Below are 24,162 nucleotides of genomic sequence, written 5' to 3' on the forward strand. Positions count from 1 at the left end.
TACCATACTCAGTGGATTGACTTGGCTCCTGAAAGATTGACCATTTTTTAGTGCGGCTCTCATATCCGTATCGCAGCGATTAATAGCGATTAATACAGTTGCGCACTGTTTGACCTGGTATAAAAAAACCGCCAGTTGTCCGCGAAGAAAATTATGATCGCATCCCCGGAACAAGAAGCGGCGAGACTCATCACCCTCTACGGGTACGGCATTCTAGACCAGTCCTGTCGGGAACTGTTTGATAGCCTAACTCACTTGGCAGCACAGATTTGTGACGTTCCGATCGCACTGTTAGGGTTGATGGATACCGATCGCTTAGTCTTTAAGTCCAGTGTCGGAATCGATGCGACTGAAATGCCTCGCCGTAAATCCATGTGTAACCATACATTGACGAAATCGGATGTCGTCGTCGTCGTGGATGCGTCTGGAGATGAACGGTTTATTTGTCATCCTTTAGGATCGTCGGCTACTCCCCCCATTCGATTTTATGCAGGAATGCCATTAATTGATGCAGAGGGGTACGCGTTGGGGACGCTTTGCGTGATGGATTATGTGCCCCAGAGTTTAGATGCGCAGCAGAAAACGGCGTTGCGATCGCTGGCTCAACAAGCTGTGACATTACTAGAGCAGCAACGAAAAATCTTTGAACTAGAGCAAAGGGCTGCACAAGGGCGATCCACAGGAATGCAGCTTCAGCTCCAGCTTCAGCATCTTGTGACACGCGTTCTCGCGGAAGCGCCATCGTTAAATGAAGCAACACCACGATTGCTGCAGACAATCTGTGAACATACCAATTGGGATTTTGGGGAGTTGTGGATTGCCGATCGTACTGCCAACGTGATTCGCTGTCAGGCACATTGGAGTCGATTAGCCGCTCAGTTTCATGAGTTTTCAAATTCCTCGGAATCGTGGGTATTTGCACCGGGTTATGGGTTGCCCGGACGAGTTTGGAGCAGTGGGCAACCGCTTTGGATGAGCGATGTGGTCTACGACAAAATGTTTTTACGATCGCATATTGCGGCTCGAGTCGGACTGCACGCGGCAATGGGCTGTCCGATTCTGAGCCGAGAGCAGACGGTTGGTATCATTGCGCTGTTTAGTCATCGGGTACGACCGCCGGATGCGGAAATGATGACCGCGATGATGGTGGCAATCGCGGCACAAGTTGGACAATTTATTGAGCGCAAACAAGCCGAAGAAGAAGCGCAACGGCAAAATGCGCGATCTCAATTACTCGCAGCCATTACGTTGAAGATTCGGCAATCGTTGCATCTGAATGAAATTCTAGAAACGACTGTGGCAGAAGTGCGGCAGTTTTTGCAAACTGATCGAGTGATCATTTATCGATTTGAGCGAGAGCTATCAGGAACAGTAGTCGTTGAATCTGTTCGTGCGGGCTGGAGTTCGGCACTGGGTGCACACTTTGAGGAAGCCTGCTTCAGAGAGGGACCTTGGAAATGGTATCAGCAGGGCGGAACGATCGTGGTCGATGATACTGAACTTGCTGATCTGATGCCGTATCAGCTGCGATTACTCCAACAGCTTGAAGTCAAGGCGACCTTAGTCGTTCCAATTTTGCAGCATCAAGACGATGCAGTAGAACCGCAATTATGGGGGTTGTTAATTGCGCACCAGTGCGAAAGCACGCGTCAATGGCAAGCGTTTGAAGTCGAGTTTTTAGTGCAGCTCGCGAATCAAGTGGCGATCGCTTTAATGCAGGCAAGACTGCTCGATCAAGAGCAACAGCAGCGATCGCGCTTAACCGAGCAAAATTTAGCCTTAGAGCAAGCGAGAGCCGCAGCAGAACGAGTTTCTCAGATGAAAAGTACGTTTCTTGCCACCATCAGCCATGAGATTCGGACACCCATGAATGCTGTCCTCGGGATGACTGGATTGCTCTTAGATACAGACCTGAATCCGACTCAGCGAGATTTTGTCGGAACCATTCGGGCGAGCGGCGATAACTTACTGACCCTGATGAATCAGATTCTCGATTTCTCGAAGCTAGAAGCGGGAGAAATGGAGCTAGAAACGCTCGATTTTAATCTCACGACTTGTATCGAAGAAGTCGCTGATCTGTTTGCACCTGCTGCTTTTGCGAAGGAATTAGAGATTGCAACATTGATTCATCATGATTTACCGATCGCGCTGCGCGGCGATGTTAGCCGATTACGCCAAATTCTCACGAATCTCGTTGGGAACGCGATTAAATTCACCAAACGGGGTGAAGTCCTGATCGAAGCGATTTTAGACTCCCAAACCGCTAGCGAAGCAACGATTCTCTTTTGTGTCAGCGATACAGGAATTGGAATTCCTCAAGAGGCTCAAGCACGGCTTTTTCAACCCTTTGCTCAAGTCGATGCATCAATGACTCGGCAATATGGGGGAACCGGGCTAGGATTAGCGATTTCGCGGCAACTCGTCGAATTGATGGGTGGTTCGATCTCGGTTGAAAGCGCGCCAAACGCTGGCTCCAAATTCTGGTTTTCCTTGACGTTTGCAAAGCAATCTCAACCGCTTGTTGCACAAGATAGTGATGACAATGCTCTGACCCAAATTCCAGATTTAGCCAATTTGCGATTGCTGGTTGTCGATGATCACGAAACGAATCGAACGATTGTTCGCTCTCAAGTTTCGGCGTGGGGGCTTGAGGTCGAAGAGGCGGAGAATGCAACGATCGCTCTGCAAAAATTACGCGATCGCGCTCATGCTGGAATGCCTTACGATCTTGCGATTCTTGATATGCAAATGCCTGAGATTGATGGCGAAATGTTAGGCGCACAGATTAAAGCCGATCCAACACTTGCGCATACCCGGTTAATTATGCTCACCTCTGCCCATCGCTGGGGCGGTGCGAAACGTATGAAAGAGCTTGGGTTTTCCGCATATCTGATCAAGCCAGTCAAACAATCCCGGTTGCTTGACTGCATGATGAATACGATGCAGAACGTGGACGCGATCGAGAAAAACACAGCAATTCCGGTGTTGTCTGAAAAAACAAACTCAAAGCTCAAAATTCTCTTGGTTGAAGACAATATTGTCAATCAGAAAGTAACTTTGAATCAACTGAAACATTTAGGCTACACTGCTGACGTTGCGGCAAACGGAAAAGAAGCGATCGACATACTGCATCAAATTCCATACAACCTTGTATTGATGGATTGTCAGATGCCAATTGTCGATGGCTACGAAGCGACCCGCTTGATCCGATCTCAGCAATCCTCGCGTCGCATTGTGATTATTGCGCTCACAGCAAATGCCATGCTTGAAGATCGCGATCTCTGCTTAGCATCAGGAATGGATGACTATTTGAGTAAGCCAATTTCCAAAGAGAAGCTAAGCGAAAAGCTGACCTACTGGGGTGAGTTTTTAGAACAACAAGTAGTAAAACAGACTATGACTTTAGCGATCGATTGGGAGCATCTCCATCAAATCTCAGACGAAAATGAAGCGTTTGAGAGAGAATTATTGCAAATTTTTGCAGAAGATTCGCATCAGCATCTCAATGCTGCAAAAACTGCATTAGCCAGCGAAAACGCGATCGACCTTTCTCGTGCAGCGCATCACATTAAAGGGGCAAGTGCAAATGTGGGTTTATATGAAATGCAATCAGTTGCATCAATGCTAGAAGTTCAGGCATTGCAAAATGATTTAACACAAGCCCCCCTGCTCATCATGCAACTCGTGGAAATGCTGGAAGCGTTGAATCAATTTCTGACGAATCAAACCTAATCAGGGGGGTGTGAGAATGTTTTGAAAGTAATCATTGAGACGCATTCACCTGCCCTGAAATTCCATTCCAGGTTAGCAGTGCGAAGTCCTTTGACGAGAACTGGATTGCTCAAACCTTTGTATTAGAAAGTTGCACAGACTTCACTTCACTAGCCCCGAATTTCATTCCAGGGTGAGATGGCAAGGTGAGCAAAGAGACTTTTTATACTTCTAAAGCCTCCTTTGAAAACAGCGATCGATTTAACCGATCGTTGTTCTTTTCATACTCACTTCTTAATGTTGCTATGAAATGCTACTGCTTATGAGAAAACTGTTTCACAAAAGCTGGATTGCACCGTTCTTAGCAATCGTATTGCTCATTCTTTTTCTCAGATCTGCTGTAACCGCTCAAAATCTGACGACCTTAGTTGGATTTGCTGCTTTGCCTGCGGATGTATTTGTTCCGGGTGCAAATTCAGGTGCAAAAATCTCAGCAAACGGGCGGACGGGCAGTTTTAATGGACAACCGATTCAAGGATTGAGCGCGGTGCAATTTGCCGATCGCGATTCTTTCTGGTTCTTGACAGACAACGGATTTGGATCAAAAGAGAACAGCTCAGACTTCTTACTCAGACTTTATCAAGTCACACCGAATTTCCGAGGCAGAGGCGGAAACGGAGAAGTGAAACCACTCAAATTTTTTCAACTGATCGATCACGATCGCAAAGTGCCCTTTAAGTTGGTCAACGAAGAGAGCCGTATGCTCACGGGTGCAGATTTCGATCCTGAATCCTTGGTGATTGCCAGCGATCGCTCAGTTTGGATCGGGGATGAATTCGGTCCTTATTTATTGCATTTTGATCAATACGGCAAGCTTCTAGCTCCACCGATTTCGACTCCCGATCTCAAAGGAGGATGGGTACGATCGCCTCAAAGTTCGGACAAGCCCAACCTCGCTGCATCAAAGGGATTTGAAGCGATGGCAATCAATCCCGATCGCACCAAAATTTATCCAATGCTTGAAGGAACTGTGAAAGGTGATCCTGAAGGAGTGTTGAGAATTTATCAAGTGGATGCACAAACGGGGAAATTTAACGGATTAGCTGGTTATTACAAGCTCGAAAATTCAGAACATGCACCGGGTGACATGACTGTCATTAATGAAAATGAATATTTAGTGATTGAGCGAGATGCAAAACAGGGAAAAGAAGCGAAATTCAAAAAAATATACAAAATTGATTTAACCAGGAAAGATAAAAATCAGTATTTTGAAAAACAAGAGATTGCTGACTTATTAAATATTGAAGATCCAAATGATCTGAATCGAGATAAAAACAAACAGTTTCAGTTTCCATTCGTCACGATCGAAAATCTGCTCGTGCTTGATGCCAACACCATTCTGGTTGCAAATGACAATAATTACCCATTCACAATGGCTCGTCCTCCCTATATCGACAATACGGAAATTATCTTACTCAGACTAGCTCGATCGCTCAATTTAGATTCTCGTATCGGTTTACCCAAACGTTAGACTATGAATCACTTTCGCGTTCTCAAACTCATTCCTTTTGTAGCTCTCTTTGTGACTCTGGCAGGTTGTGAAAAAACTTTAGATACTGAAAAAATCGAAGAAATCATCAAATCTGGCATCACAAAACAAGGTGGAAGCGCTGTAAAATCCGTCATTTGTCCTGCCAATATCAAACCAAAAGCAGCGAGCACCTTTGAATGTGTCGGTGTCCTCGACGAAAAGGTTGGATTTGCGATTTCTGTTCAACAGCGAGACGACCAAGGCAGTATCACTTGGGACGCAACCAGCGTCAAAGGCTTGCTCAATATGGCACAACTGAAAACCGAATTTGAGCAAGGGCTGCAAAAAGAAATGGGTCGAGCTGCGATCGATTGTGGGGGAACAAATCTTTATCGACCCGTCAAACCTGGCGAAACTTTTGAATGTCAGCTCCTCAAGCATGAAGAGAAATCTGAAAAAACTGTTCGTTCCAATCAACCAGAAGACAAACCAGCAAAGCAACCCGATCAACCCAAGGAAACAATTCAAGTCACGGTTCAACCTTCTGGTGCGATTAACTGGCAGCGCATCATCAAGGTCAGCGATCCCAAACCAGCCGCGATCGCAACGAATGCAGGCACACCATCCCTAGCCTCCACAGCACCAATGATCTCTGAATCCAAGCCACCAGAAACCTCCACAGATGCTTCTGGTCAATCCTCTGGGCTGCCTGCACAAACCGCTGAAGAAGCGCTGAATACGCAACCGCCCCCAGAGGATTAACTAGAAAATTAACTGCGGAACACCTGTTTCAGCACCTCTAGGCGAGAACACTCCCAATAATCCACATGTTCTGAAATCAGACCATCTGAGTTCACGTGCAACTCACTCCATCCTGGAATCCTCATCCGGGGCTTCCAGGGTAGAGGCGCATTCCAACTCAAAATCCATCGCGTCTTGATTTCATTCTCGGTTTGTACGATCGAGATCAAATCCATCTGGACATCCACAAACCAAGTCTCGATAAACCGGATCATTTTTTGATAGCGATCAATGCCACGAAACTCATTCATCGGATCTTTGAACCAAACATCCGGTGCATAAATGCTGTACGTTTGGTTAGCTGGAAATCTCGCATAATCTTCGCGCAACACTTTCACCAAATTCATACGTCTTCTCCCTCATCCCAGAGTCGTCGCAGTTGACGCTGCCAAGCGTCCATGGTTTGTTCCCTCGACTGCACTCCCATCGCCAAATCACCCATCATTCCTTCTTGATAAAAGCGATCGAGCATCTGAATCGTTGCTTCCAAGGATTGCCCCTGAAGCTTCGCTGCCTGCACAATTTGTCGGATCTGCTTCTCCACAAAGGCATTGAACAGATCTGTTAATCCTGCCTGCTGTAACGCGATCATTCGTTCAAGCGCAGCTTGAAAATCTCTGGTCGTCAATCCCGCGATCGCATGTTGAAACACTGCCCAAAGTACGCCTTGATGCAACCCATAGCGCACCTCTTGCGTGACATCAAAATTCGATTCGAGTAGCTGTTCTAAATAAGGTTCCGCATCTTGAGCAGGTGCGATCGGGAGCAATGCCCTGACCCAAGACTCATCTTCTGAAAGTAATATCAATAATCGAAACTGGGGAGTTTCAACTTGAAATGAACCTGGAGCCAACGCCTGGACTTGATCCCCAAACAGAACAGTCAACGTCGAAGACAATTCATCTAACGTCATAATTCATCAAATTCATCAATAGAGCACAGATAACTAGAGAATGCAGAACACTAACCACTTAGCGTCGTGTCTCATCCCTCTAATGTAATCAGGATTCTGCCCATAAAAAAAATCGATCGAGTACTCGATCGATTGGAAGGGAGAACTGAGAACGAGGTGAGCCGAAGCGCTGCTCACCTCTTGGCATTACATTAGACGAGCCATTCTTCGATCGCTTCTTCTTTCGTATTCGTACGACGCGCAGGCGTTTCACGCTCGAACTTCATATGAATCTCGCGATTTTGTTCGCCATCTGCGGCAACCGCCATGATCGGGAAGTCGATCAAACCGTCCTGGAAGGACATTTGGAATCGGAACGTACCATCGGGATTCAGCGTGATGGGGCGACCGCCGATCGTCACAGTTGCATCTGGCTCAGTTGCACCGTATACAATCAATTCCGCATCCGCAATCAACCAGAATTTCCGGGGACGAATTGGCGGAGCAGACGCTGAGAACCCAACACCCGACATATTGACTCCCGAAGCAGTCGGCAATGCCCACATGCCTACACCCGATGGGAAGACGTAAGAACTGATCGTGTCTAGATGCGAGACAGAAGCAGAGTGCTGCATCGAACCGTAGAGCGATCCCGCAATTCGCATTGCTTCGGTCGTTTGCGCCATGCCAAAGATTTCGTCGTAAATCGGATTGCTTTGAGCACCGCCAACGCCTGTGCCCATTGCTTGCTTCTTAGTCGGCGGAACCAATTCCAGAAGCGTCTTGCCGCGCAGATCTTCATCCCAAGCCAAGGTGATGAAATGATCTTCGATCCAGTCAGACGGGTAAACCGGAGGAACGCGCACCGATGCGGAGCGTGCCAGAACTAACCAGCGACCATCTCCCGCCCGGTAGCCAATTTCAATCGCATAATCGCGATCGCTGACCGGAACAGGCAAATACCATTCCCGCGCCATCTCATCACAGGGATATTCTTGAACGCTGTGCGGGCTTTGGTAATCCAAATTTACGTCAGTGACATCGTACACACGCAGTGCTAATTGCTGTCCACCTTGGCGACGTAGGTCTTGCTTGTGCTCATTGGGAATGTCCCAGTATGTATATGCCCATTGAGGATCGCGGGGCATCAATACAATGCGGCTTTCTCCATATCCTTCTGGAAGATCCATTAAATCGGCATCAACCGTTGCTAAAGTCGTTGCCGTGAAGGATTGAGCGTCGTCTTGTCCAACATCGAATTTAGTTGCTTCCACAGCTTCTTGTGCCTCTATGGTACGGGGGGACGGGGTAGGGGTCGAAAATCGTGTCCGTTCAATCTCCTGAATCGATGCGAGAAGCTGGTCTTTTCGCATTCGGCTATAGCGAGATACGCCATATTCGCTAGCAACTCGACGCAATTGCCGCAAGGTCATTTCAGTGAGAGGGGGACGTTCTGTAGCCATATCACTTCTCCGTGATTGTGTTGATTGTCCTTATCTCAAGCGGTCGGGGGATCACCCAACTTAATTTCTCTTAATCTTTGGGGATCGCAAGATGCCTTACATAGTGCCGGAATCTTCTCCCAGGATCAAGGGGTGAAAGCGCTTGATTGATCAGGCTTTTACGATTTTTCAGGCAATTCAGGGATCGCAATGTCATCAAATCATAACAATTTGGGATCACTTTAGCGTTCTGGGATCGCATAATGTCAAGATTTGATGACAAATGCAGTTCGCAGGGGCTTTCCTGTACACTGCTCTAAAGCCTCTTTACTGAATGACATATGACTTTGAGCGATCGCGATACGAATGAAATTGAGACTGCTGCAACAGGAACTCGATTAATCAGTAAAGTTTTGGCTCCGGCTGTTCGACTCTGGTTAAGATCTCAAGTCGAGCAAGTTGAGGAGTTACAAGTTCAGATTGAATCAGGAGATCGGCAAATTCTCTCAGGCTGTATTCCTCAACTTGCGCTGACCGCGAGAAATGCGATTTATCAAGGTCTTGCATTCAGCCAGATTCAACTGACAGGGCAAAATATTCGCGTAAACGCTGGTCAAATTGTCCGAGGCAAGCCGTTACGACTGCTTGAGCCGATCTCTGTTCAGGGATCAGTTTTATTAGAAGCGACGGATCTGAGTTCGTCTCTAAATGCGCCTTTACTGAGAACTGGCGTGATTGAATTTTTACAGACTCTTCTGAGATCAGGTGCCGCAGGAGTCAGTAGCAATCGCGAATTGAATTTGCAGAATCTCTCGATTCAACTGCGCTCCAATCTCGTGGTGTTAGGGGCAGATTTGATCTCAGATAGTGGAAATGCAACGCCGATCGCAATTCGGACAGGTTTTGATTTAGCTGCACCCAATTTATTGAAATTGGTCAATCCGCAATGGCTACCTCATGCAACTGCCAAACGAGGCTTACCGCTTTCAGATCTAGACGGGTATACCTTTAATTTAGGCAGCGAGACGGAGATTCACGAATTGACGATCGAACCTGACAAGGTGACTTGTATTGGTAAATTAATGGTGCTTCCCTAGCCATTTGGGGAGTGGGAAGTGGGGAGATAGGGAGCAGAAATCTTGAATTTCTCCCTATCCCCCTATCAGACTGATTGTGATGAACGACAGGGCTGAGCACGATTGAGCATCAAGTCTTAGGAAGCAGCGGCAAAACTAAGGTGACGAAATAATAGACGAGCGGTGCTGTAAAGACGTAGCTATCTGCGCGATCGAGAATTCCGCCATGTCCTGGAATCAGTTGCCCTGAATCTTTTACGCCTGCATCACGTTTCATCATCGACTCGGTTAAATCTCCGAGTAGACTAGCGATTCCAATCAACAAGCCGAAAATAACTCCGGTAATTGGCCATCCTGACCAATCGAGATACCAAGAGCCAATAACTGCTACAGCAACACTGGCAGAAACTCCAAACACTGCGCCTTCAACCGTTTTCTTCGGGCTGATATCCGATAAGCGAGTTCTACCAATCCAACGACCCACGGTGTAGGCTCCGATATCTGCTGCCCACATACAAACGAAAGCGAGTAGGGTGTGGGTTAAGCCTTGAGGTAAGTTCTCAAACCCCTGCCAGGACAAAATCCAGAACCCGTCCAGTGGAAGATTGCTGAGATCGGCTTGTCCAAGCGATCGCAATCGAATCCAAAAACTGGGCAGATATCCTACGTAGAAGAGTCCCATGATCGAAGCGGAGATATCCGCGATCGTGGCGAATTTTGGCTGAAATAGTAGGTAGAAGCAAATCAACGTTCCGGCTACCGGAAAGATGGCATCGGCAAGCGAAGGATTGAGATTTGAGATGAACAATAGGATCTGAGTGACAACGAGTGTTGTTTTTCCAGCAGGAGCGATGCCTTTGGCGCGGACAAGCTCGAAGTATTCTAGCTGCCCCAGATAAATGATGACGCCAAAAAAAGCGGTGAAATACCAGCCGCCCAGCAGAAACATCACCAACGCGATCACGATCGCTACAATTCCACTAAAGATGCGAGACCAAGGCATAAGACTGTTTAGCGTTCACGACAAGAACTTGGTCTAACTGTCCCTTCTTAAGTCAACTGATCTGGCACACTCCTGAATCTGGGACTGGATAAGATTTTGGTTAAGAAGGTTAAGAGTCATTTGGATCACTTTATCAGAGTGACGTGTCCAGGATGTGGAATTTTTTATTCAAGTTTTTCGCCGCTCAATACAAAAATTGGATCAACTCCGACGAAAGATTGGCTTGTACCACGGGTTTCCAGGCGATTGATTGCGGATTGGACAACTTCAATATTGCGGGCGTGAAGTTCAGCGAAACTTTCTGAAATTTTATAGAGGTTTTCTAAATTTGCAGCAGTAGCGACGATTCGACCTTGAGGTTTGAGGTGTTTCCAGACTTCGCTAAGGGTTTCTTTGATGGATTTTGTGCCTTCAATACAGACTCGATCGGGCATTTGCTTCAGCGTTTTCAGACAGTCGGGCGCACTGCCCTCGATGACTTTGACGTTTTTTACGCCGAAGCGATCGCAGTTGCGCTGGATGAGATTAGCAACATCTTCATCGCGCTCGATCGCGATAATTTGCCCTTGAGGACAAAGTAATCCCGCTTCGACCGGAATCGTTCCGGTTCCGGCTCCAATGTCCCACAAGACTGAATTTGATTTGAGCCGAAGCTGACACAGCATGAGCAGTCGAATTTCACGCTGGCTCATGGGAATTCCAGGTAAGTTTTCAAATAACTCATCAGGAATACCGGGAGTCACATAAGACCAGAGAGGAGAAGACATAATAAACGCGAGGCAAGAGGCTTAACCTTATTGTGATTCAGGAATCGTGATTCAGAAATCGAAATCTAGCGTAAGACTTTTAACGTATTGAGAGAGGAATCGCTACAGCCGCTAATAAATCCGCCTGCTGCAAGGACTGCTTTGAGAGACGCGATCGCGCCTTTTGTAATTCGCTCTCCTGGTAGCAAGACTGGAATGCCAGGCGGGTAAGGACAAATCAATTCAGCACTGACGCGATCGATTGCCAGATGAGTTTCAACTGTTTCTGATCCTGCAAAGAACGCTTCTCGCGGAGACATGACCGTTTCAGGCAAATCAAACTCAGAAATTTGCATCGGCGAAAATGACCCAGAAGGAAGCTGTTTCAAGGCTTGCACTAATTGATCGATGTCCGTTTCTGTATTTCCTAAACTGATGATAAAAGTCAAATGCTGAAGCGAGGGTAATTCAGCCGTTACACCCAGATTTTGGTGGAGGATTTCGTCTGCTGTAAATCCATCGATTCCGAGTTGAGAAACGGTAACAGTCAGACGAGTTCGATCGAATTGAAATGGTTCTGGGGGCTGAAAAACTGAAAGATTTGGAATTTCTGCAATACTCGATCGAGCTTGATCGGCAAGCTCTAAAGTTCTTGCCATCAACTCTTTTCCTTCAATTGCCATCTGTGCCCGTGCCGCATCCAGAGAAGCTAAGAGTAAATAATTTGGACTCGTGGATTGAACGAGTTGCATTGATCGAGCAATCCGATCTCGATCAATGCGCTCTCCCTGAACATGCAGCATCGAGGCTTGAGTGAGTGCAGAGAGCGTTTTATGCGTTGATTGCACTGTTAGATCTGCGCCTGCTGATAGGGCTGAAATAGGCAAATCAGGATGAAAGGCGAAATGTGCGCCATGTGCTTCATCCACTAAAAGCGGAATTCCCGCAGCATGGGCAAGATTTGCGATCGCTTGAATCTCCGCACAGACCCCGTAATAGGTTGGATAAACGATAAGAATCGCTTTGACATCAGGATGAGTTTGAAGTGCGATCGCAACTGTTTCAGGTGTAACACTGTGCGCGATGTCTAGATTTGCATCATATTCAGGCTGTAAAAAAATCGGCATCGCACCCGACAAGATCAAGCCAGAAATTGCCGACTGATGCACATTTCGAGGCAGAAGAATTTTATCGCCTGGATTGCAGGTTGCCAGAATCGCCGCAATGATGCCCGCAGTTGAGCCATTGGCAAGAAACCAGGTTTGCCCAGCCCCAAAAGTTTGGGCAGCTAAAGTTTGAGCTTGCGCGATCGCACCTTGAGGCGCAAATAAATTATCGAGTTCCGGCAATTCGGGCAAATCGGCTTGTAATGTGCGATCGCCAACGAGTTGCTGAAATGCCTTGAAACTCCCCTGACCACGCTTATGCCCCGGTGTATGAAACGCAGCATTTTGGCTTTCAGCACACTCTGCCAAGATTTCGAGTAATGGGAGTCGATCAAACTGCATTCTTGTGACGCTTGAGCATTTCAAGTTCTTCGCGCAGTTGTCCAGGACTCATGACGGGATTGCAATCGTCAAACGTCACCGCATCAATATCCAGGAATTGAGCTAACGCCATCTCAATCACGAGTTCGATCGGAAATTGATTTGCAGTCGCATAGGCTTCCAGCGCCTGCCGAATTTTCTCAGGAACCTGAATGTTTAGCTGCGTTTCGGTTTGAGACTGCTGCACTGCGCTTCATGAAGAAGGACACTGGACATTATAAATCTGTTCACCAATCGATCGTGATCTGACTCCACCCTCAAACGCTGACCGAATGACAGATGAATCTTGATTTCTGACTTTCTAGGTTAGAGAAGCCAAATTATCGTTAGGATATCTTATGGTTTATTCGCCGCCGAATCCGGTTCCATCGCCGTTGCCAAATCCGACTCCAGAACCGAGTCCGATCCCCGCACCGATACCTGATCCGACTCCGGAACCTGTTCCTGGAACTGAACCGGAGCCGATGCCTGACCCTGTTCCGACTCCGTCGTAACCGATTTATCCTTTTATTTCACACACAAACATGTTAAGAGCCGGGATTGTTGGACTGCCCAACGTTGGAAAATCAACCTTATTTAATGCGGTCGTTGCCAATGCAAAAGCCCAAGCCGCCAACTATCCCTTTTGTACGATCGAACCCAATGTCGGGACGGTCGCTGTGCCAGACGATCGCTTGAAAGTTCTCTCTGACATCTCAAAATCAGAAGAAATTATTCCAGCCCGCGTTGAGTTTGTAGACATTGCGGGACTCGTCAAAGGTGCATCTCAGGGTGAAGGCTTGGGAAATAAGTTTTTGGCAAATATCCGCGAAGTCGATGCGATCGTGCATGTCGTCCGCTGTTTCGATGACGATGACATTATTCACGTCTCTGGCTCAGTTGATCCAGCACGAGATGTCGAAGTGATCAACTTAGAATTGGGACTAGCGGATTTAGATCAAATCGATCGTAGAATCGAGCGCAGTCGCAAACAAGCTCGTACCAGTAATGAAGCCCAACAAGAAGTCGAAATTCTAGAACGGCTAAGTGCTGCCTTGAACGAGGGAAAATCGGCTCGTCAAGTGGTTCTGAATGAGGAAGAAGAACTAATTATCAAACCGCTAGGATTGCTCTCGCGTAAGCCTGTCATCTATGCCTGTAACGTTTCGGAAGATGATTTAGCCACCGGAAATGAATGGGTTGAACAAGTGCGGAAACTTGCAGCCCAAGAGAATGCTCAAGTCGTTGTCATTTCGGCACAAGTCGAATCTGAACTCATCGAACTGCCTGAAGAAGATCGCGCTGACTTTCTTGCCTCGTTAGGCGTTGAAGAAGGCGGATTGAAATCGTTAATCCGCGCAACTTATGCATTGCTTGGACTACAGACTTACTTTACAACCGGGCCTAAAGAGACCCGCGCTTGGACAATTCGCGCTGGTATGCTCGCTCCCCAAGCCGCAGGTGTAATTCATACTGACTTTGAACGGGGATTTATTCGAGCAGAAACAGTGGCATATAAAGATTTAGTCGAACTCGGTTCGATGAATGCTGCTAAAGAGAAAGGGCTAGTTCGTAGTGAGGGCAAGGAATACACCGTCCAAGAAGGCGATGTGATGCTGTTCCGATTTAATGTGTAGTTTCTGTAAATACGGTTACGTATTTGCGCTAACACCACTGTATAATCACGTACATAAGGTTTTTGCGGGAACTTCTACGCCACCCCTCAAAGAACTGCCTTGAATTTGCCCTCGATCAATTATTTGATCGGGGGTTTTTAGTTCGGAGAAACTGTCGATCGACGCTAGAATTAAGTAAAAGAATGTAAAGAAATTCTCAGACAGGACTCGATTAAATGCGCGTAATTCTGATGACAGGGAAGGGCGGAGTCGGTAAAACTTCGGTCGCAGCAGCAACAGGACTTCGCTGTGCCGAATTGGGATACCGGACTTTAGTATTGAGTACTGATCCAGCACACTCTCTCGCCGATAGCTTTGATCTGGAGTTGGGACATGAGCCAAAACAAGTTCGCCCAAATCTCTGGGGAGCAGAACTCGACGCGCTGATGGAATTAGAGGGCAATTGGGGAGCGGTCAAACGCTATATCACCCAAGTCTTGCAGGCGCGCGGTTTAGAAGGCGTTCAGGCAGAAGAGTTGGCGATTTTGCCGGGAATGGATGAGATCTTTGGATTAGTGCGGATGAAGCGGCACTATGACGAAGGCGAATTTGATGTGCTGATTATTGACTCGGCTCCGACGGGAACAGCATTGCGATTGCTGAGTTTGCCGGAAGTTGGCGGTTGGTATATGCGGAAGTTTTACAAACCGTTTCAGGGCATTTCGGTCGCGTTACGTCCTCTGGTTGAGCCGATTTTTCGCCCGATCGCTGGCTTTTCCTTGCCGGACAAAGAGGTGATGGATGCGCCCTATGAGTTTTACGAGCAGATTGAAGCGTTAGAAAAAGTGCTCACTGATCCCACTCAGACCACGGTGCGATTAGTGATGAATCCCGAAAAAATGGTGATTAAAGAATCGCTGCGTGCTCATGCCTATTTGAGTTTGTACAACGTTGCGACGGATTTAGTTGTGGCAAACCGGATTATTCCTGAATCAGTGACTGATCCCTTTTTCCAACAGTGGAAAGAGAACCAAAAACAATATCGCGAAGAGATTCACTCGAATTTTACGCCCTTGCCGATTAAGGAAGTCCCGTTATATTCGCAAGAAATGTGTGGATTAGAGGCGCTCGATCGCTTAAAAGAAACGCTGTATCCCAACAACGAAGATCCGTCACAGGTTTACTACAAAGAAACGACCTTGCGAGTTGTTCAAGAGCAGAACCAGTACAGCTTGGAGCTTTATTTGCCAGGGATCGAGAAATCTCAGATTGAACTGAGCAAAACAGGCGATGAACTGAATGTACGCATCGGGAATCATCGGCGCAATTTGGTGTTGCCGCAAGCGTTAGCAGCCCTGCAGCCGTCTGGAGCAAAAATGGAAGAGGACTATCTCAAAATTCGATTTAGCGATCCCGCAAGAGCTTGAGACATACTGCTTTCATCTTCTAACCACTCCGCAGTTGAACTCTAAATCAAAAAGAACTCCAGTTTTTCTAACAACTTGGAGTTCTTTTTGAGTTTGACGGCTAGACGAAGGATTAACCGAAACGACCGCTTACATAAGCTTGAGTTGCTTGTTCTTGGGGGTTTTGGAAGATTCTTTCTGTGCGATCGTATTCCACAATGTAGCCTGTTCTATGCCCCTTCGCATTCGCTTCCACATTGAAAAATGCCGTGTAGTCTGACGCACGAGAAGCCTGCTGCATGTTATGAGTCACGATCACGATCGTATATTTCTCTTTCAACTCTTGCAGCAGATCCTCAACCTTCAGCGTCGAAATTGGGTCAAGTGCCGAACAGGGTTCATCCATCAGAATGACATCCGGCTGCACCGCAACCGCACGCGCGATACAAAGCCGTTGCTGTTGACCACCAGACAGATCGGTTCCGTACGCTTTTAGCTTATCTTTCACATCGTCCCAGAGTGCAGCCTGCTTGAGCGATCGCTCGACCAACTCATCCATATCGCCTTTGAAGCCTAACAAGCGAGGTCCAAACGCAACGTTGTCATAAATCGACTTCGGAAATGGATTCGGCTTCTGGAACACCATCCCAATCCGTCGGCGCACCTCGACCGGATCAATATCCTTCGCATACAGATCTTGGTCGTGGTAGTACATCTTGCCATCCAGATGGAATGACTTGATCAAATCGTTCAGGCGATTGAAGCAACGCAGTACCGTACTTTTACCGCATCCCGAAGGACCGATAAACGCAGTGACTGCGTTTTTGGCAATCTCGATCGACACATCGCGCACCGCCAAGAAATTCCCATAATAGATGTTCACATCTTGCGTGCGAAAGACTGATTCGGTTGTGCGAGCGTCTTGAGTTCTGGAAGTCATACCGTTTATATAAGGAAATAAAGTTGAATGCGTTGCAAATCGGCACTTAGCGACGTTTGATTACCATCCGAGACAGGATACTCGTGATTAACACGAGTGCAACCAAGACGAGAGAACCTGCCCAAGCTAGCTCTTGTTGAGCCTTGAAAGGCGATGTGGCAAAGTCAAACACCAAACGCGACATCGTTGCTGTCGGCTGCCACAAGGTTGTATTCCAAAATCGATTAAAGGAAGCCGTAAACAGCACTGGAGCCGTTTCTCCTGCGGCACGCGCTACCGCAAGCATAATTCCAGTCACGATCGCTGGAATTGCAGCAGGTAAAACAATTTTGAGCGTTGTCTGCATCTTTGTCGATCCTAACCCAATTGCAGCCTGACGGTATTCATTTGGAACCGACTCTAAGGCTTCAGCAGAGGTTCTAACAATGGTTGGCAGCATCAATACTGCTAAAGCAAAGCCGCCAGCTACAGCAGAAAAGGTTCCAGTTCGCAGCACCACAAGCGCATAAGCAAATGCCCCAATCACGATCGAGGGCACTCCACTCAAAACGTTGGTCAAGAAGTTGACCGTTTCTGCAAACTTCGTATCGCGCCCAAATTCCGAAAGATAAATGGCACCAACAATCCCGAAAGGAATTGCCATCAATGAGGCAATGCCGACCGTCAACAACGTTCCGACAAACGCATTCCCAAATCCACCGCCAGCTAGCCCTGGTGCAGGGGGAAGCTCCAGAAAGACAGAAGGCGTGAGTCGCGACAAACCATTTGCCAAGACATAAATCATGACCGCTGCTAGCGGAATCAAGGCAAGTCCGGCACACGCAAAGGCGAGAACGGTCATTCCTGAAGAAAATAGCGTTCGCGGGGAAGTTGGCGATCGCTTTAAGCTTCTTGCGGCAGATGAAGTTGAAAATTCTGGAGAAGTCATATAGTGAGAGTCCTAAATCTGCCTAGAGCTTCATGCTAAAGCGGCGAACAATCCACTCGGCTAGCACGTTCACAATCAGCGTCAAGATAAAGAGAATCAGTGCCGCATACATCAGCGAGGCAACCTGCAGTCCACTTGCCTCAGCAAACTGGTTCGCGAGCAAAGAAGCAACCGTTGAGCCTTGCGACAAAATCGAGAAAGTTCGGATCGAATCGACGTTTCCGATCACCATGGTGACTGCCATTGTCTCGCCCATGGCACGACCCAGCGCCAGCATAATTCCACCCACAATGCCCGAAAAGGCAGCTGGCAGTAAAACCCTGAATATTGTCTCCCATCGAGTTGCTCCTAATCCATACGCAGCTTGGCGTAATTCAGACGGAACGGCGACCAAGGCATCTCGGGAAATCGCAGCAATAATCGGCAAAATCATAATTGCCAAAATAATGCCTGCTGCATAAATTCCAGGTCCCGCAGGAGCTGTACTAAAAATGGGAATCCAACCAAAAGCTGCATTTAACCAAATTCCGAACGGGCGCAGAACGGGGATCAACACGAAGATACCCCACAATCCGTACACCACACTGGGAATCGCCGCCAGCAATTCCACCATAAACACGATCGGTTGTTTGACCCGCGGCGGCAAAAAGTCTTCACTCAGAAATAACGCGACTCCAATTCCCACCGGAACCGCTAGGAGCAGCGCTAGAAACGAGGTGATTAGCGTTCCATAAATTTGAGTTAGCGCTCCAAACACTTCATCATTCACGCTCCAACGACTAGTCGTGAGAAACCCGAATCCAAATTTCTGAATGGCTGGAAATGCATCCGTTCCGACTCGACCTGCGATCGTCAACAGCAGGATGCCAATCCCGAGCGCAAAAGCAGCCGTCAACCAAACAAAGCCATCGTCAATCCATCGGGACGCATCTGAGCGTTTCCAAGACATGCGCGAAGATCGATCAGCAGGCGAAGCCATAAAAAACCTATTCAGAGAAAGTAATACAACAAAAAGTGATGCAACAATATCACGGGATTGGGACGGGAATCAGCCGGGGAGCAATTTTTCTATATGCTCCCCTAACTTCATCTTATTTCCCTGCGACCTTCACTGTCTCTAATGCAGCCGCAGCTTTTGTCGATAAATCCTCTGGCAGAGGAATGAATCCTAGCTCTGTTGCAAATGCTTTGCCATCGCTGTACGCCCATTTAACGAATTCATTGAATGCTTTCGCTTTCGCTGGATCCTTGGGATTTTCGTACAACAGCAAGTAAGTCAAGCCTGCGATCGGGTAAGCCTCTTTGCCCTCTGGATCAGGAACCTTCATCGCAAAATCAGCGGGAACTGTAGCCCCAACGAATGCTTTCGCTGCCGATTCAGGGGTTGGAGCAATAAATTCACCTGCTTTATTCTGTAAGCTTGCAGTCGCAATGTTATTTTCCTTAGCAAAGGAATACTCGATATAGCCGATCGCTCCTGCGGTTTGCTGAATTTGAGCCGTGACTCCCTCGTTTCCTTTCCCGCCCGTTCCAGTCGGCCACTCTACAGATTTGCCTGCTCCTGCTTTCCAGTTAGGGCAAGCTGCTTTAATGTGATTGGTAAAAATTGCGGTCGTTCCACTGCCATCAGAACGGTGAACAAAGGTCAAAGGCTGGCTTGGTGCGGATGGATTGTTTGCCTTGATCTTGGGGTCATCCCAGGATTTGATCGAACCATCGACAATGCCACACAGAGCTTCACGAGTCAGTTTTAGATCGGTCAAACCCGGTGCATTGTAGCCCATCACAATAAACAGACCCGTCGATGGAACTTGTACCGCTTTACCCCGATCGCTAGGAACTTTCGAGCGATCTTCGTCTTTGAGTGGATCATCCGAAGCGCCAAAATCGACCGTTTGATCAATGAAGCGTTTCACCCCTGCACCACTTCCGACCGAATCGTAGCTAATCTGAACGCCTGGATTTTTCTTGTTGTACTCTTGGAACCAACGCTGGTAGAGCAAGCTGGGCGCACTCGCGCCAGCACCATTAATTGAAGTTGCACCTCCCGGAGCAGCGGCGGGTGCAGCCGGAGCATTGCCTGTTGCACCTTGAGGAGGAGTATTCGCTGTCTGAGGCGCACATGCCGCGAGTCCCATGATCAGAGCAGCGAGGGAGGTCATCGACACTCCCAAATGAAGTTTTCGGTGAGAAAATGCCATAAATAAAACGCAGGGCAACATGATTTATAGGTATCTCCCACAGAGTACACCTATAGATTTAAGACAAGATTAAGGGCAGAAATTTTCTACTCTTAAACCAATCTTATGTTGCCTGCGTTACAGACAGAAGTGGCTCTTCTTGCAAAGGATCGCTAAGATTCACCACAACATATAAACTCGATCACTCTAGATTCAGCGAACTAGCACTGACTCTTTTTCAAGGTTCTCTAATATTGTAACGTTTTGTCAACTTTCTGAGACAAGTTTCTCAGAGCAAATTACATCTAGAAATAGTTCGTTGCCTTCTCTAGCATAAGAATTAACGACTCTGTTTATCGACTTGATAAAAATTCCTATTTTTACAGGTAGACGAATGGCAGGTCTTGTGCTTCTCATTCTAGAGAGGGTCAGGTATAATACTCTAACAACGAAAGTTTGGCGATCGCGATTTGGGGGAGAGGATATCGATTCCTGCTGAATTGACAATCACCGACTTTGCCCCTCACACGAATGGTTTGGAGAGTAACGTGACTATTTACATTGGAAACTTGTCTTTTCAGGCAACTGAAGAAGATCTGAAGGAAGTGTTTGCAGAATACGGCGAAGTCAGCCGAGTTAGCCTTCCGACAGACCGCGAGACAGGTAGAAAACGTGGATTTGCCTTTGTCGAGATGGCAGATGATGCTCAAGAAGATGCCGCGATCGCTGAACTGGACGGCGCAGAGTGGTTGGGTCGCGAGCTAAAAGTCAATAAAGCGAAACCGCGTGAGCCTCGTGCAGGTGCGGCTGGAGGCGGTCCACGCGGCGCTAGAAATAATTATTAATCTTGAGACCCAAAGCGGACTGAATTCACGTGATACAGTCCGCTTTCGCGTTTCTACCCGCGTTGGCTGAGAAATTGACCAGCCATCCCCATCATGTCGCCAATATCAACATCGCCATCGCGATCGGCATCTAGAAAAGCATTCAGGACGGGATTACCCGACTGAGCGCTCTGCTGTTGTGCGGGCGCTCCACTTTTTAGCATGTTGAGAACGAGCGGCACCAGTACTGGCAGCATCGACATTATCAAATTGGAGTCGATGCCTGTATGTTGTGAGATGCTTTCGGCGACTTGCTGCTGCATGGAGCCAGGAAAGATTGCATTCACCGCTTGGGGATTGTTGCCGAGTCCAGCAAATTGGTTGACCAGCGAGTAAGCTTGGTCGTTTCCTTGGTTTTGTAGCGAGGAACGAACATGTCCGCCGAGGAGCGACATGACCGCTTGAGTTGCGCCAGAATCGATACCTTGATTGCCAGCCACTTGCTGAGCAATGCCTAGAATATTGCCAAGCTGGTCGGTTGAACCTTGTTGCTGCGGATTCGCAACTGCACTGATGATTTGATCAAATAGACTCATAAGGTTTTTCCTTGAAGCGTTTCTATTTTGAAAGCGCACGAACTTTTTGACGATAAAAAATTTGTCTGAGGAAATCAAGAGGTGGTTCTGTATCGTTAGGATTGCTTCAGAATCATTGAATTGGCAAAATTCATCAGAATATTCGTCAGAATAAAGGTTGCCCCTCACGTTTTGACCAACGCTATGCCTTTATCTCGACTGGTAACACTGATTGTCGGCGTTTCTGTCATTTTGGGATTGATCATTTGGCTTGTCAGTTCGCTGACTCAGTTAACTTGGGCGATCGGGAATCCGTTGCTGGCAAATGCGCTGATTGGGTTGGTGATGATTTTGCTGGTTGGGCTGATTGCAGCGTTTGCGTATTATTTTTTCTGGTTGCCAAAGCAGGCAAAGCGGAAAAAACAACGGCGATCGCTGCCGAGAGTTTCAGCGGTCAAATCCGAGGCGGCGCAGGAGAATCTCCAGGCTGTGCGGCAGCAGATGGCGCAGATTCAAGATGAAGTGGCGCGGCGTGAATTGATTCTGCGATCGAAAGAGATCGAGCAGAATTTAGCGCGAGGGGAGTTGAAGGTTGTTGTATTTGGCACAGGTTCGTCGGGTAAAACTTCACTCGTCAATGCATTGATGGGGCAAATTGTGGGTGAAGTCGGCGCACCGATGGGGACAACTGATGTGAGTGCAACGTATCGATTAAAGGTAAAGGGAGTCGATCGAGAAGTGATTCTCATTGACACTCCTGGAATTCTCGAAGCTGGAGTTGCGGGAACTGATCGCGAAACTTTGGCACGGCGTTATGCAACTGAGGCGGATCTTTTACTATTTGTGCTGGATAATGATTTGCGCCAGTCGGAGTATGACCCATTGAAAGGCTTAGCAGAAATTGGCAAGCGATCGATCGTGGTTCTCAACAAAGCAGATTTATACACGCAAGAGGATTTAGACGCGATTTTAGCTCGGTTAAGAGAGCGGGTTCGGGGCGTTGTAAGGGTTGAAGATGTTGTGGCGATCGCAGCGAATCCGCCGATGATGCAAACTGAAGAGGGCGAATGGTTACAGCCTGATCCAGAAGTCATGATGTTGATTGAGCGAGTCGCGGAGATTTTACGAACCGAAGGTGAGGATTTACTTGCCGAAAATATCTTGATTCAATCTCAGCGCTTGGGAGAAGAGGCGCGGCGATTAATTGATCAGCAGCGGCGCAGACAGGCAGAAAAACTGGTCGATCGATATCAATGGATTGGCGCAGGCGTAATTGCTGTTACTGCGATTCCCGGTGTGGATTTACTAGCAACGGCTGCAGTCAATGCTCAAATGATTGTTGAGATTGGTCGGATTTATGGCTGTGAGATCTCGACAGAGCAGGCGAAAGAGATGGCTTTGTCGTTAGCAAAAACGATGGTTGGATTGGGAATTGTGAAAGGTGCGATCGAGCTTGTGAGTACAGCATTGCAAGTAAGCATCGGCGGATTTTTACTCGGTCGAGCGATTCAAGGGGTGAGTGCGGCTTACTTGACGCGAATTGCAGGTAGAGCTTTTATTGAGTACTTCCGCAATGATCAAGATTGGGGAGATGGCGGTGTAACAGAAGTCGTGCAGCGACAGTTTCAGTTAAATCGGCGCGATGAATTTATCAAAGCCTTTATGCAAGAGGCGGTGATGCGAGTGGTTCGCCCCTTACAGCTTGAGATGAGAGAAGAACCGCTTGAAGAGTTGAGAATGCCAGAGTATGAGGAAGTTTTGCTCGATCGAGAAGAAACGATCGACGATTGGAAATAGATAAGTAGATTCAGAAACGCTCGCTTACCCTAGCAGCAATTACGGCGTTGATGTAGCTAAAAATTTCGTCGAGTTCTGAGATCGCCTCTAGTTCTAATATTTCTTCTGAACTCAGGGTGTCGGCTTTTTTCTTATCCAGAAGAGTTTGTAGGCGATCGCTCAACTCATCCGTAAATTTAAACAAAGTGAGGTGATTGATCTGCTGAATCTGTAATCCTTTTGGAAGCAAGGTAGAGGGCTTAGGCAAGGTTGTCATGATTGGAGTTTACCAGTGCAGCACAGAGCGATCGTAGCAGCTTGTTTAGAGGAAGTCAGGCTCGATTGAGCAAAAAAGACCGACGATTGGAAATAATTTTTTGCCAAATCTGCATAAGGCTCGATCGCTGTCCCTACTGAGTGAGTGTAGAGGATGAAACACCTTAAACACACACTCAATCAGAGGAAACAATCATGAAACTCATTCAATTCTCCAGCGCTTTGGTTCTTGCTTCGACTCTCTTTACTGGTTTACTTCCCATGCAGGCTCGTGCAAATGATGATTTGTTCGGGAAATTGGCAGACAAGATTCAGTGCAGTACAGCGGATGTTGCGCTCGGTAACAATACTCGCAATAACATTCAACGCAACAGTTCTTCTCGTCAATCTGCGGCTTCTAACAGCAATTCGGCTTGGGGCAATGCCTCGAACAGCCAATCGGGCAAGAAAACGCATAACGATGGCGGTGGCGGATCGGTGAGTGTGCTTGGATTGTTCAGCGTGGGTGGATCAGGTGGTTCACAAGGCAGCCAAGAGAGCAAGTCGAGCAGTTCCAGCGCTTACGGTCGGAACAATGCTGCTCAAAACTCCAGCCGCTCTAGCAATTCTTCTTACAGCGATCGTAGTACTTCTACCGTGGCAGTTGGAAAAGTGAAAGATTGCGATTCTAACAACGCCGCTGCTGCTGCAATTATCACAACGGTTGATACAAACCGGACTGCAAAAGATATCGCAAACATCAATGCTGATGTGAACAAGTATGGAATCGATGCTCAAGTGAAGATCAACTCTGATAACAACAAAACGGCAGTTGATTTGTTTAATGCTCAACGTCGCTCTGGTCAAGTCAACAACTTGATTCAATGGTACACACCGCAACGCTAATCGAAACGTTCAGAAATCTAGGATGAAC

23 protein-coding genes are annotated in these 24,162 nt (G+C 47.5%); 10 read left to right on the forward strand and 13 right to left on the reverse strand.

What is annotated here, in order from left to right; all coding sequences use genetic code 11:
• Positions 1–153: 153 nt before the first annotated feature.
• The 3 genes from LEPBO_RS37640 to LEPBO_RS0119785 all read left to right on the forward strand — a co-directional run bounded on the left by LEPBO_RS37640 (position 154) and on the right by LEPBO_RS0119785 (position 6,004).
• Positions 154–3,732, forward strand: a complete 3,579-nt coding sequence (locus tag LEPBO_RS37640; protein ID WP_017289303.1) for a response regulator — start codon at positions 154–156, stop codon at positions 3,730–3,732.
• Positions 3,733–4,033: 301 nt separating this feature from the next.
• A complete protein-coding gene (locus LEPBO_RS0119780) occupies positions 4,034–5,242 on the forward strand; it encodes an esterase-like activity of phytase family protein (protein WP_017289304.1) in 1,209 nt (402 codons plus the stop codon).
• 3 nt (positions 5,243–5,245) lie between these two features.
• Positions 5,246–6,004 carry a DUF4333 domain-containing protein gene (locus LEPBO_RS0119785; protein ID WP_017289305.1) on the forward strand — a complete coding sequence of 253 codons (759 nt, stop codon included), beginning with the start codon at positions 5,246–5,248 and terminating at the stop codon, positions 6,002–6,004.
• 8 nt (positions 6,005–6,012) lie between these two features.
• Here the strand turns inward: LEPBO_RS0119785 and LEPBO_RS0119790 are convergent, their stop codons facing one another.
• The 3 genes from LEPBO_RS0119790 to LEPBO_RS0119800 all read right to left on the reverse strand — a co-directional run bounded on the left by LEPBO_RS0119790 (position 6,013) and on the right by LEPBO_RS0119800 (position 8,398).
• The gene (locus tag LEPBO_RS0119790) at positions 6,013–6,390 is read right to left on the reverse strand and encodes a DUF2358 domain-containing protein (protein WP_017289306.1); all 378 of its coding nucleotides are present in this window, start codon (positions 6,388–6,390) and stop codon (positions 6,013–6,015) included.
• A complete protein-coding gene (locus LEPBO_RS0119795) occupies positions 6,387–6,956 on the reverse strand; it encodes a hypothetical protein (protein ID WP_017289307.1) in 570 nt (189 codons plus the stop codon). Before LEPBO_RS0119795 ends, LEPBO_RS0119790 begins: the two co-directional genes overlap by 4 nt.
• Before the next feature lie 191 nt (positions 6,957–7,147).
• The gene (locus LEPBO_RS0119800; protein WP_017289308.1) at positions 7,148–8,398 is read right to left on the reverse strand and encodes a DUF4912 domain-containing protein; all 1,251 of its coding nucleotides are present in this window, start codon (positions 8,396–8,398) and stop codon (positions 7,148–7,150) included.
• A 320-nt stretch (positions 8,399–8,718) separates the two neighbouring features.
• Here LEPBO_RS0119800 and LEPBO_RS0119805 point away from each other — a divergent pair, with 320 nt between their 5' ends.
• Positions 8,719–9,474 (forward strand): LmeA family phospholipid-binding protein, encoded by a 756-nt coding sequence (locus LEPBO_RS0119805; protein ID WP_017289309.1) that lies wholly within the window; start codon positions 8,719–8,721, stop codon positions 9,472–9,474.
• 109 nt (positions 9,475–9,583) lie between these two features.
• Here LEPBO_RS0119805 and LEPBO_RS0119810 read toward each other — a convergent pair whose 3' ends face one another.
• The 4 genes from LEPBO_RS0119810 to LEPBO_RS0119825 form a co-directional block, all read right to left on the reverse strand.
• The gene (locus LEPBO_RS0119810) at positions 9,584–10,456 is read right to left on the reverse strand and encodes a phosphatidate cytidylyltransferase (RefSeq protein ID WP_017289310.1); all 873 of its coding nucleotides are present in this window, start codon (positions 10,454–10,456) and stop codon (positions 9,584–9,586) included.
• Between the two features lie 164 nt (positions 10,457–10,620).
• Positions 10,621–11,223 (reverse strand): precorrin-6Y C5,15-methyltransferase subunit CbiT, encoded by a 603-nt coding sequence (cbiT, locus tag LEPBO_RS0119815; protein ID WP_017289311.1) that lies wholly within the window; start codon positions 11,221–11,223, stop codon positions 10,621–10,623.
• Between the two features lie 65 nt (positions 11,224–11,288).
• Positions 11,289–12,710, reverse strand: coding sequence for an aminotransferase class I/II-fold pyridoxal phosphate-dependent enzyme (locus LEPBO_RS0119820; protein WP_017289312.1), 1,422 nt, complete (start codon positions 12,708–12,710; stop codon positions 11,289–11,291).
• Positions 12,700–12,936 carry a hypothetical protein gene (locus LEPBO_RS0119825; RefSeq protein WP_017289313.1) on the reverse strand — a complete coding sequence of 79 codons (237 nt, stop codon included), beginning with the start codon at positions 12,934–12,936 and terminating at the stop codon, positions 12,700–12,702. Before LEPBO_RS0119825 ends, LEPBO_RS0119820 begins: the two co-directional genes overlap by 11 nt.
• A 151-nt stretch (positions 12,937–13,087) precedes the next feature.
• Between LEPBO_RS0119825 and LEPBO_RS43375 the strand changes: the two genes are divergently transcribed.
• From LEPBO_RS43375 to LEPBO_RS0119840, 3 genes are all read left to right on the forward strand, one after another.
• A complete protein-coding gene (locus tag LEPBO_RS43375; protein WP_017289314.1) occupies positions 13,088–13,243 on the forward strand; it encodes a hypothetical protein in 156 nt (51 codons plus the stop codon).
• A 30-nt stretch (positions 13,244–13,273) separates the two neighbouring features.
• Positions 13,274–14,365: a redox-regulated ATPase YchF gene (gene ychF, locus LEPBO_RS0119835; RefSeq protein ID WP_017289315.1), complete on the forward strand. Its 1,092-nt coding sequence runs from the start codon at positions 13,274–13,276 to the stop codon at positions 14,363–14,365.
• Between the two features lie 215 nt (positions 14,366–14,580).
• Complete coding sequence (locus LEPBO_RS0119840) at positions 14,581–15,771, forward strand: TRC40/GET3/ArsA family transport-energizing ATPase (protein ID WP_017289316.1); 1,191 nt, start codon at positions 14,581–14,583, stop codon at positions 15,769–15,771.
• 112 nt (positions 15,772–15,883) lie between these two features.
• On the opposite strand, the gene pstB is transcribed toward LEPBO_RS0119840, so the two are convergent.
• The 4 genes from pstB to pstS all read right to left on the reverse strand — a co-directional run bounded on the left by pstB (position 15,884) and on the right by pstS (position 19,840).
• A complete protein-coding gene (pstB, locus tag LEPBO_RS0119845) occupies positions 15,884–16,690 on the reverse strand; it encodes a phosphate ABC transporter ATP-binding protein PstB (RefSeq protein WP_017289317.1) in 807 nt (268 codons plus the stop codon).
• A gap of 46 nt (positions 16,691–16,736) precedes the next feature.
• The gene (gene pstA, locus LEPBO_RS0119850; RefSeq protein ID WP_017289318.1) at positions 16,737–17,618 is read right to left on the reverse strand and encodes a phosphate ABC transporter permease PstA; all 882 of its coding nucleotides are present in this window, start codon (positions 17,616–17,618) and stop codon (positions 16,737–16,739) included.
• A gap of 22 nt (positions 17,619–17,640) precedes the next feature.
• Positions 17,641–18,597, reverse strand: a complete 957-nt coding sequence (pstC, locus tag LEPBO_RS0119855; RefSeq protein ID WP_017289319.1) for a phosphate ABC transporter permease subunit PstC — start codon at positions 18,595–18,597, stop codon at positions 17,641–17,643.
• A 112-nt stretch (positions 18,598–18,709) separates the two neighbouring features.
• Positions 18,710–19,840 carry a phosphate ABC transporter substrate-binding protein PstS gene (pstS, locus tag LEPBO_RS0119860; RefSeq protein ID WP_036044738.1) on the reverse strand — a complete coding sequence of 377 codons (1,131 nt, stop codon included), beginning with the start codon at positions 19,838–19,840 and terminating at the stop codon, positions 18,710–18,712.
• A 506-nt stretch (positions 19,841–20,346) separates the two neighbouring features.
• Between pstS and LEPBO_RS0119865 the strand changes: the two genes are divergently transcribed.
• Complete coding sequence (locus tag LEPBO_RS0119865) at positions 20,347–20,643, forward strand: RNA recognition motif domain-containing protein (RefSeq protein ID WP_017289321.1); 297 nt, start codon at positions 20,347–20,349, stop codon at positions 20,641–20,643.
• 53 nt (positions 20,644–20,696) lie between these two features.
• On the opposite strand, the gene LEPBO_RS0119870 is transcribed toward LEPBO_RS0119865, so the two are convergent.
• The gene (locus LEPBO_RS0119870) at positions 20,697–21,218 is read right to left on the reverse strand and encodes a DUF937 domain-containing protein (RefSeq protein WP_017289322.1); all 522 of its coding nucleotides are present in this window, start codon (positions 21,216–21,218) and stop codon (positions 20,697–20,699) included.
• Positions 21,219–21,401: 183 nt separating this feature from the next.
• Between LEPBO_RS0119870 and LEPBO_RS0119875 the strand changes: the two genes are divergently transcribed.
• The gene (locus tag LEPBO_RS0119875; RefSeq protein ID WP_017289323.1) at positions 21,402–22,994 is read left to right on the forward strand and encodes a DUF697 domain-containing protein; all 1,593 of its coding nucleotides are present in this window, start codon (positions 21,402–21,404) and stop codon (positions 22,992–22,994) included.
• 10 nt (positions 22,995–23,004) lie between these two features.
• Here LEPBO_RS0119875 and LEPBO_RS0119880 read toward each other — a convergent pair whose 3' ends face one another.
• Positions 23,005–23,250, reverse strand: a complete 246-nt coding sequence (locus LEPBO_RS0119880) for a hypothetical protein (RefSeq protein WP_017289324.1) — start codon at positions 23,248–23,250, stop codon at positions 23,005–23,007.
• Positions 23,251–23,444: 194 nt separating this feature from the next.
• Here LEPBO_RS0119880 and LEPBO_RS40195 point away from each other — a divergent pair, with 194 nt between their 5' ends.
• A complete protein-coding gene (locus LEPBO_RS40195; protein ID WP_017289325.1) occupies positions 23,445–24,134 on the forward strand; it encodes a hypothetical protein in 690 nt (229 codons plus the stop codon).
• Positions 24,135–24,162 lie beyond the last annotated feature (28 nt).

It is taken from the genome of Leptolyngbya boryana PCC 6306, from assembly GCF_000353285.1.
In the GTDB taxonomy this organism is placed as follows: domain Bacteria; phylum Cyanobacteriota; class Cyanobacteriia; order Leptolyngbyales; family Leptolyngbyaceae; genus Leptolyngbya; species Leptolyngbya boryana.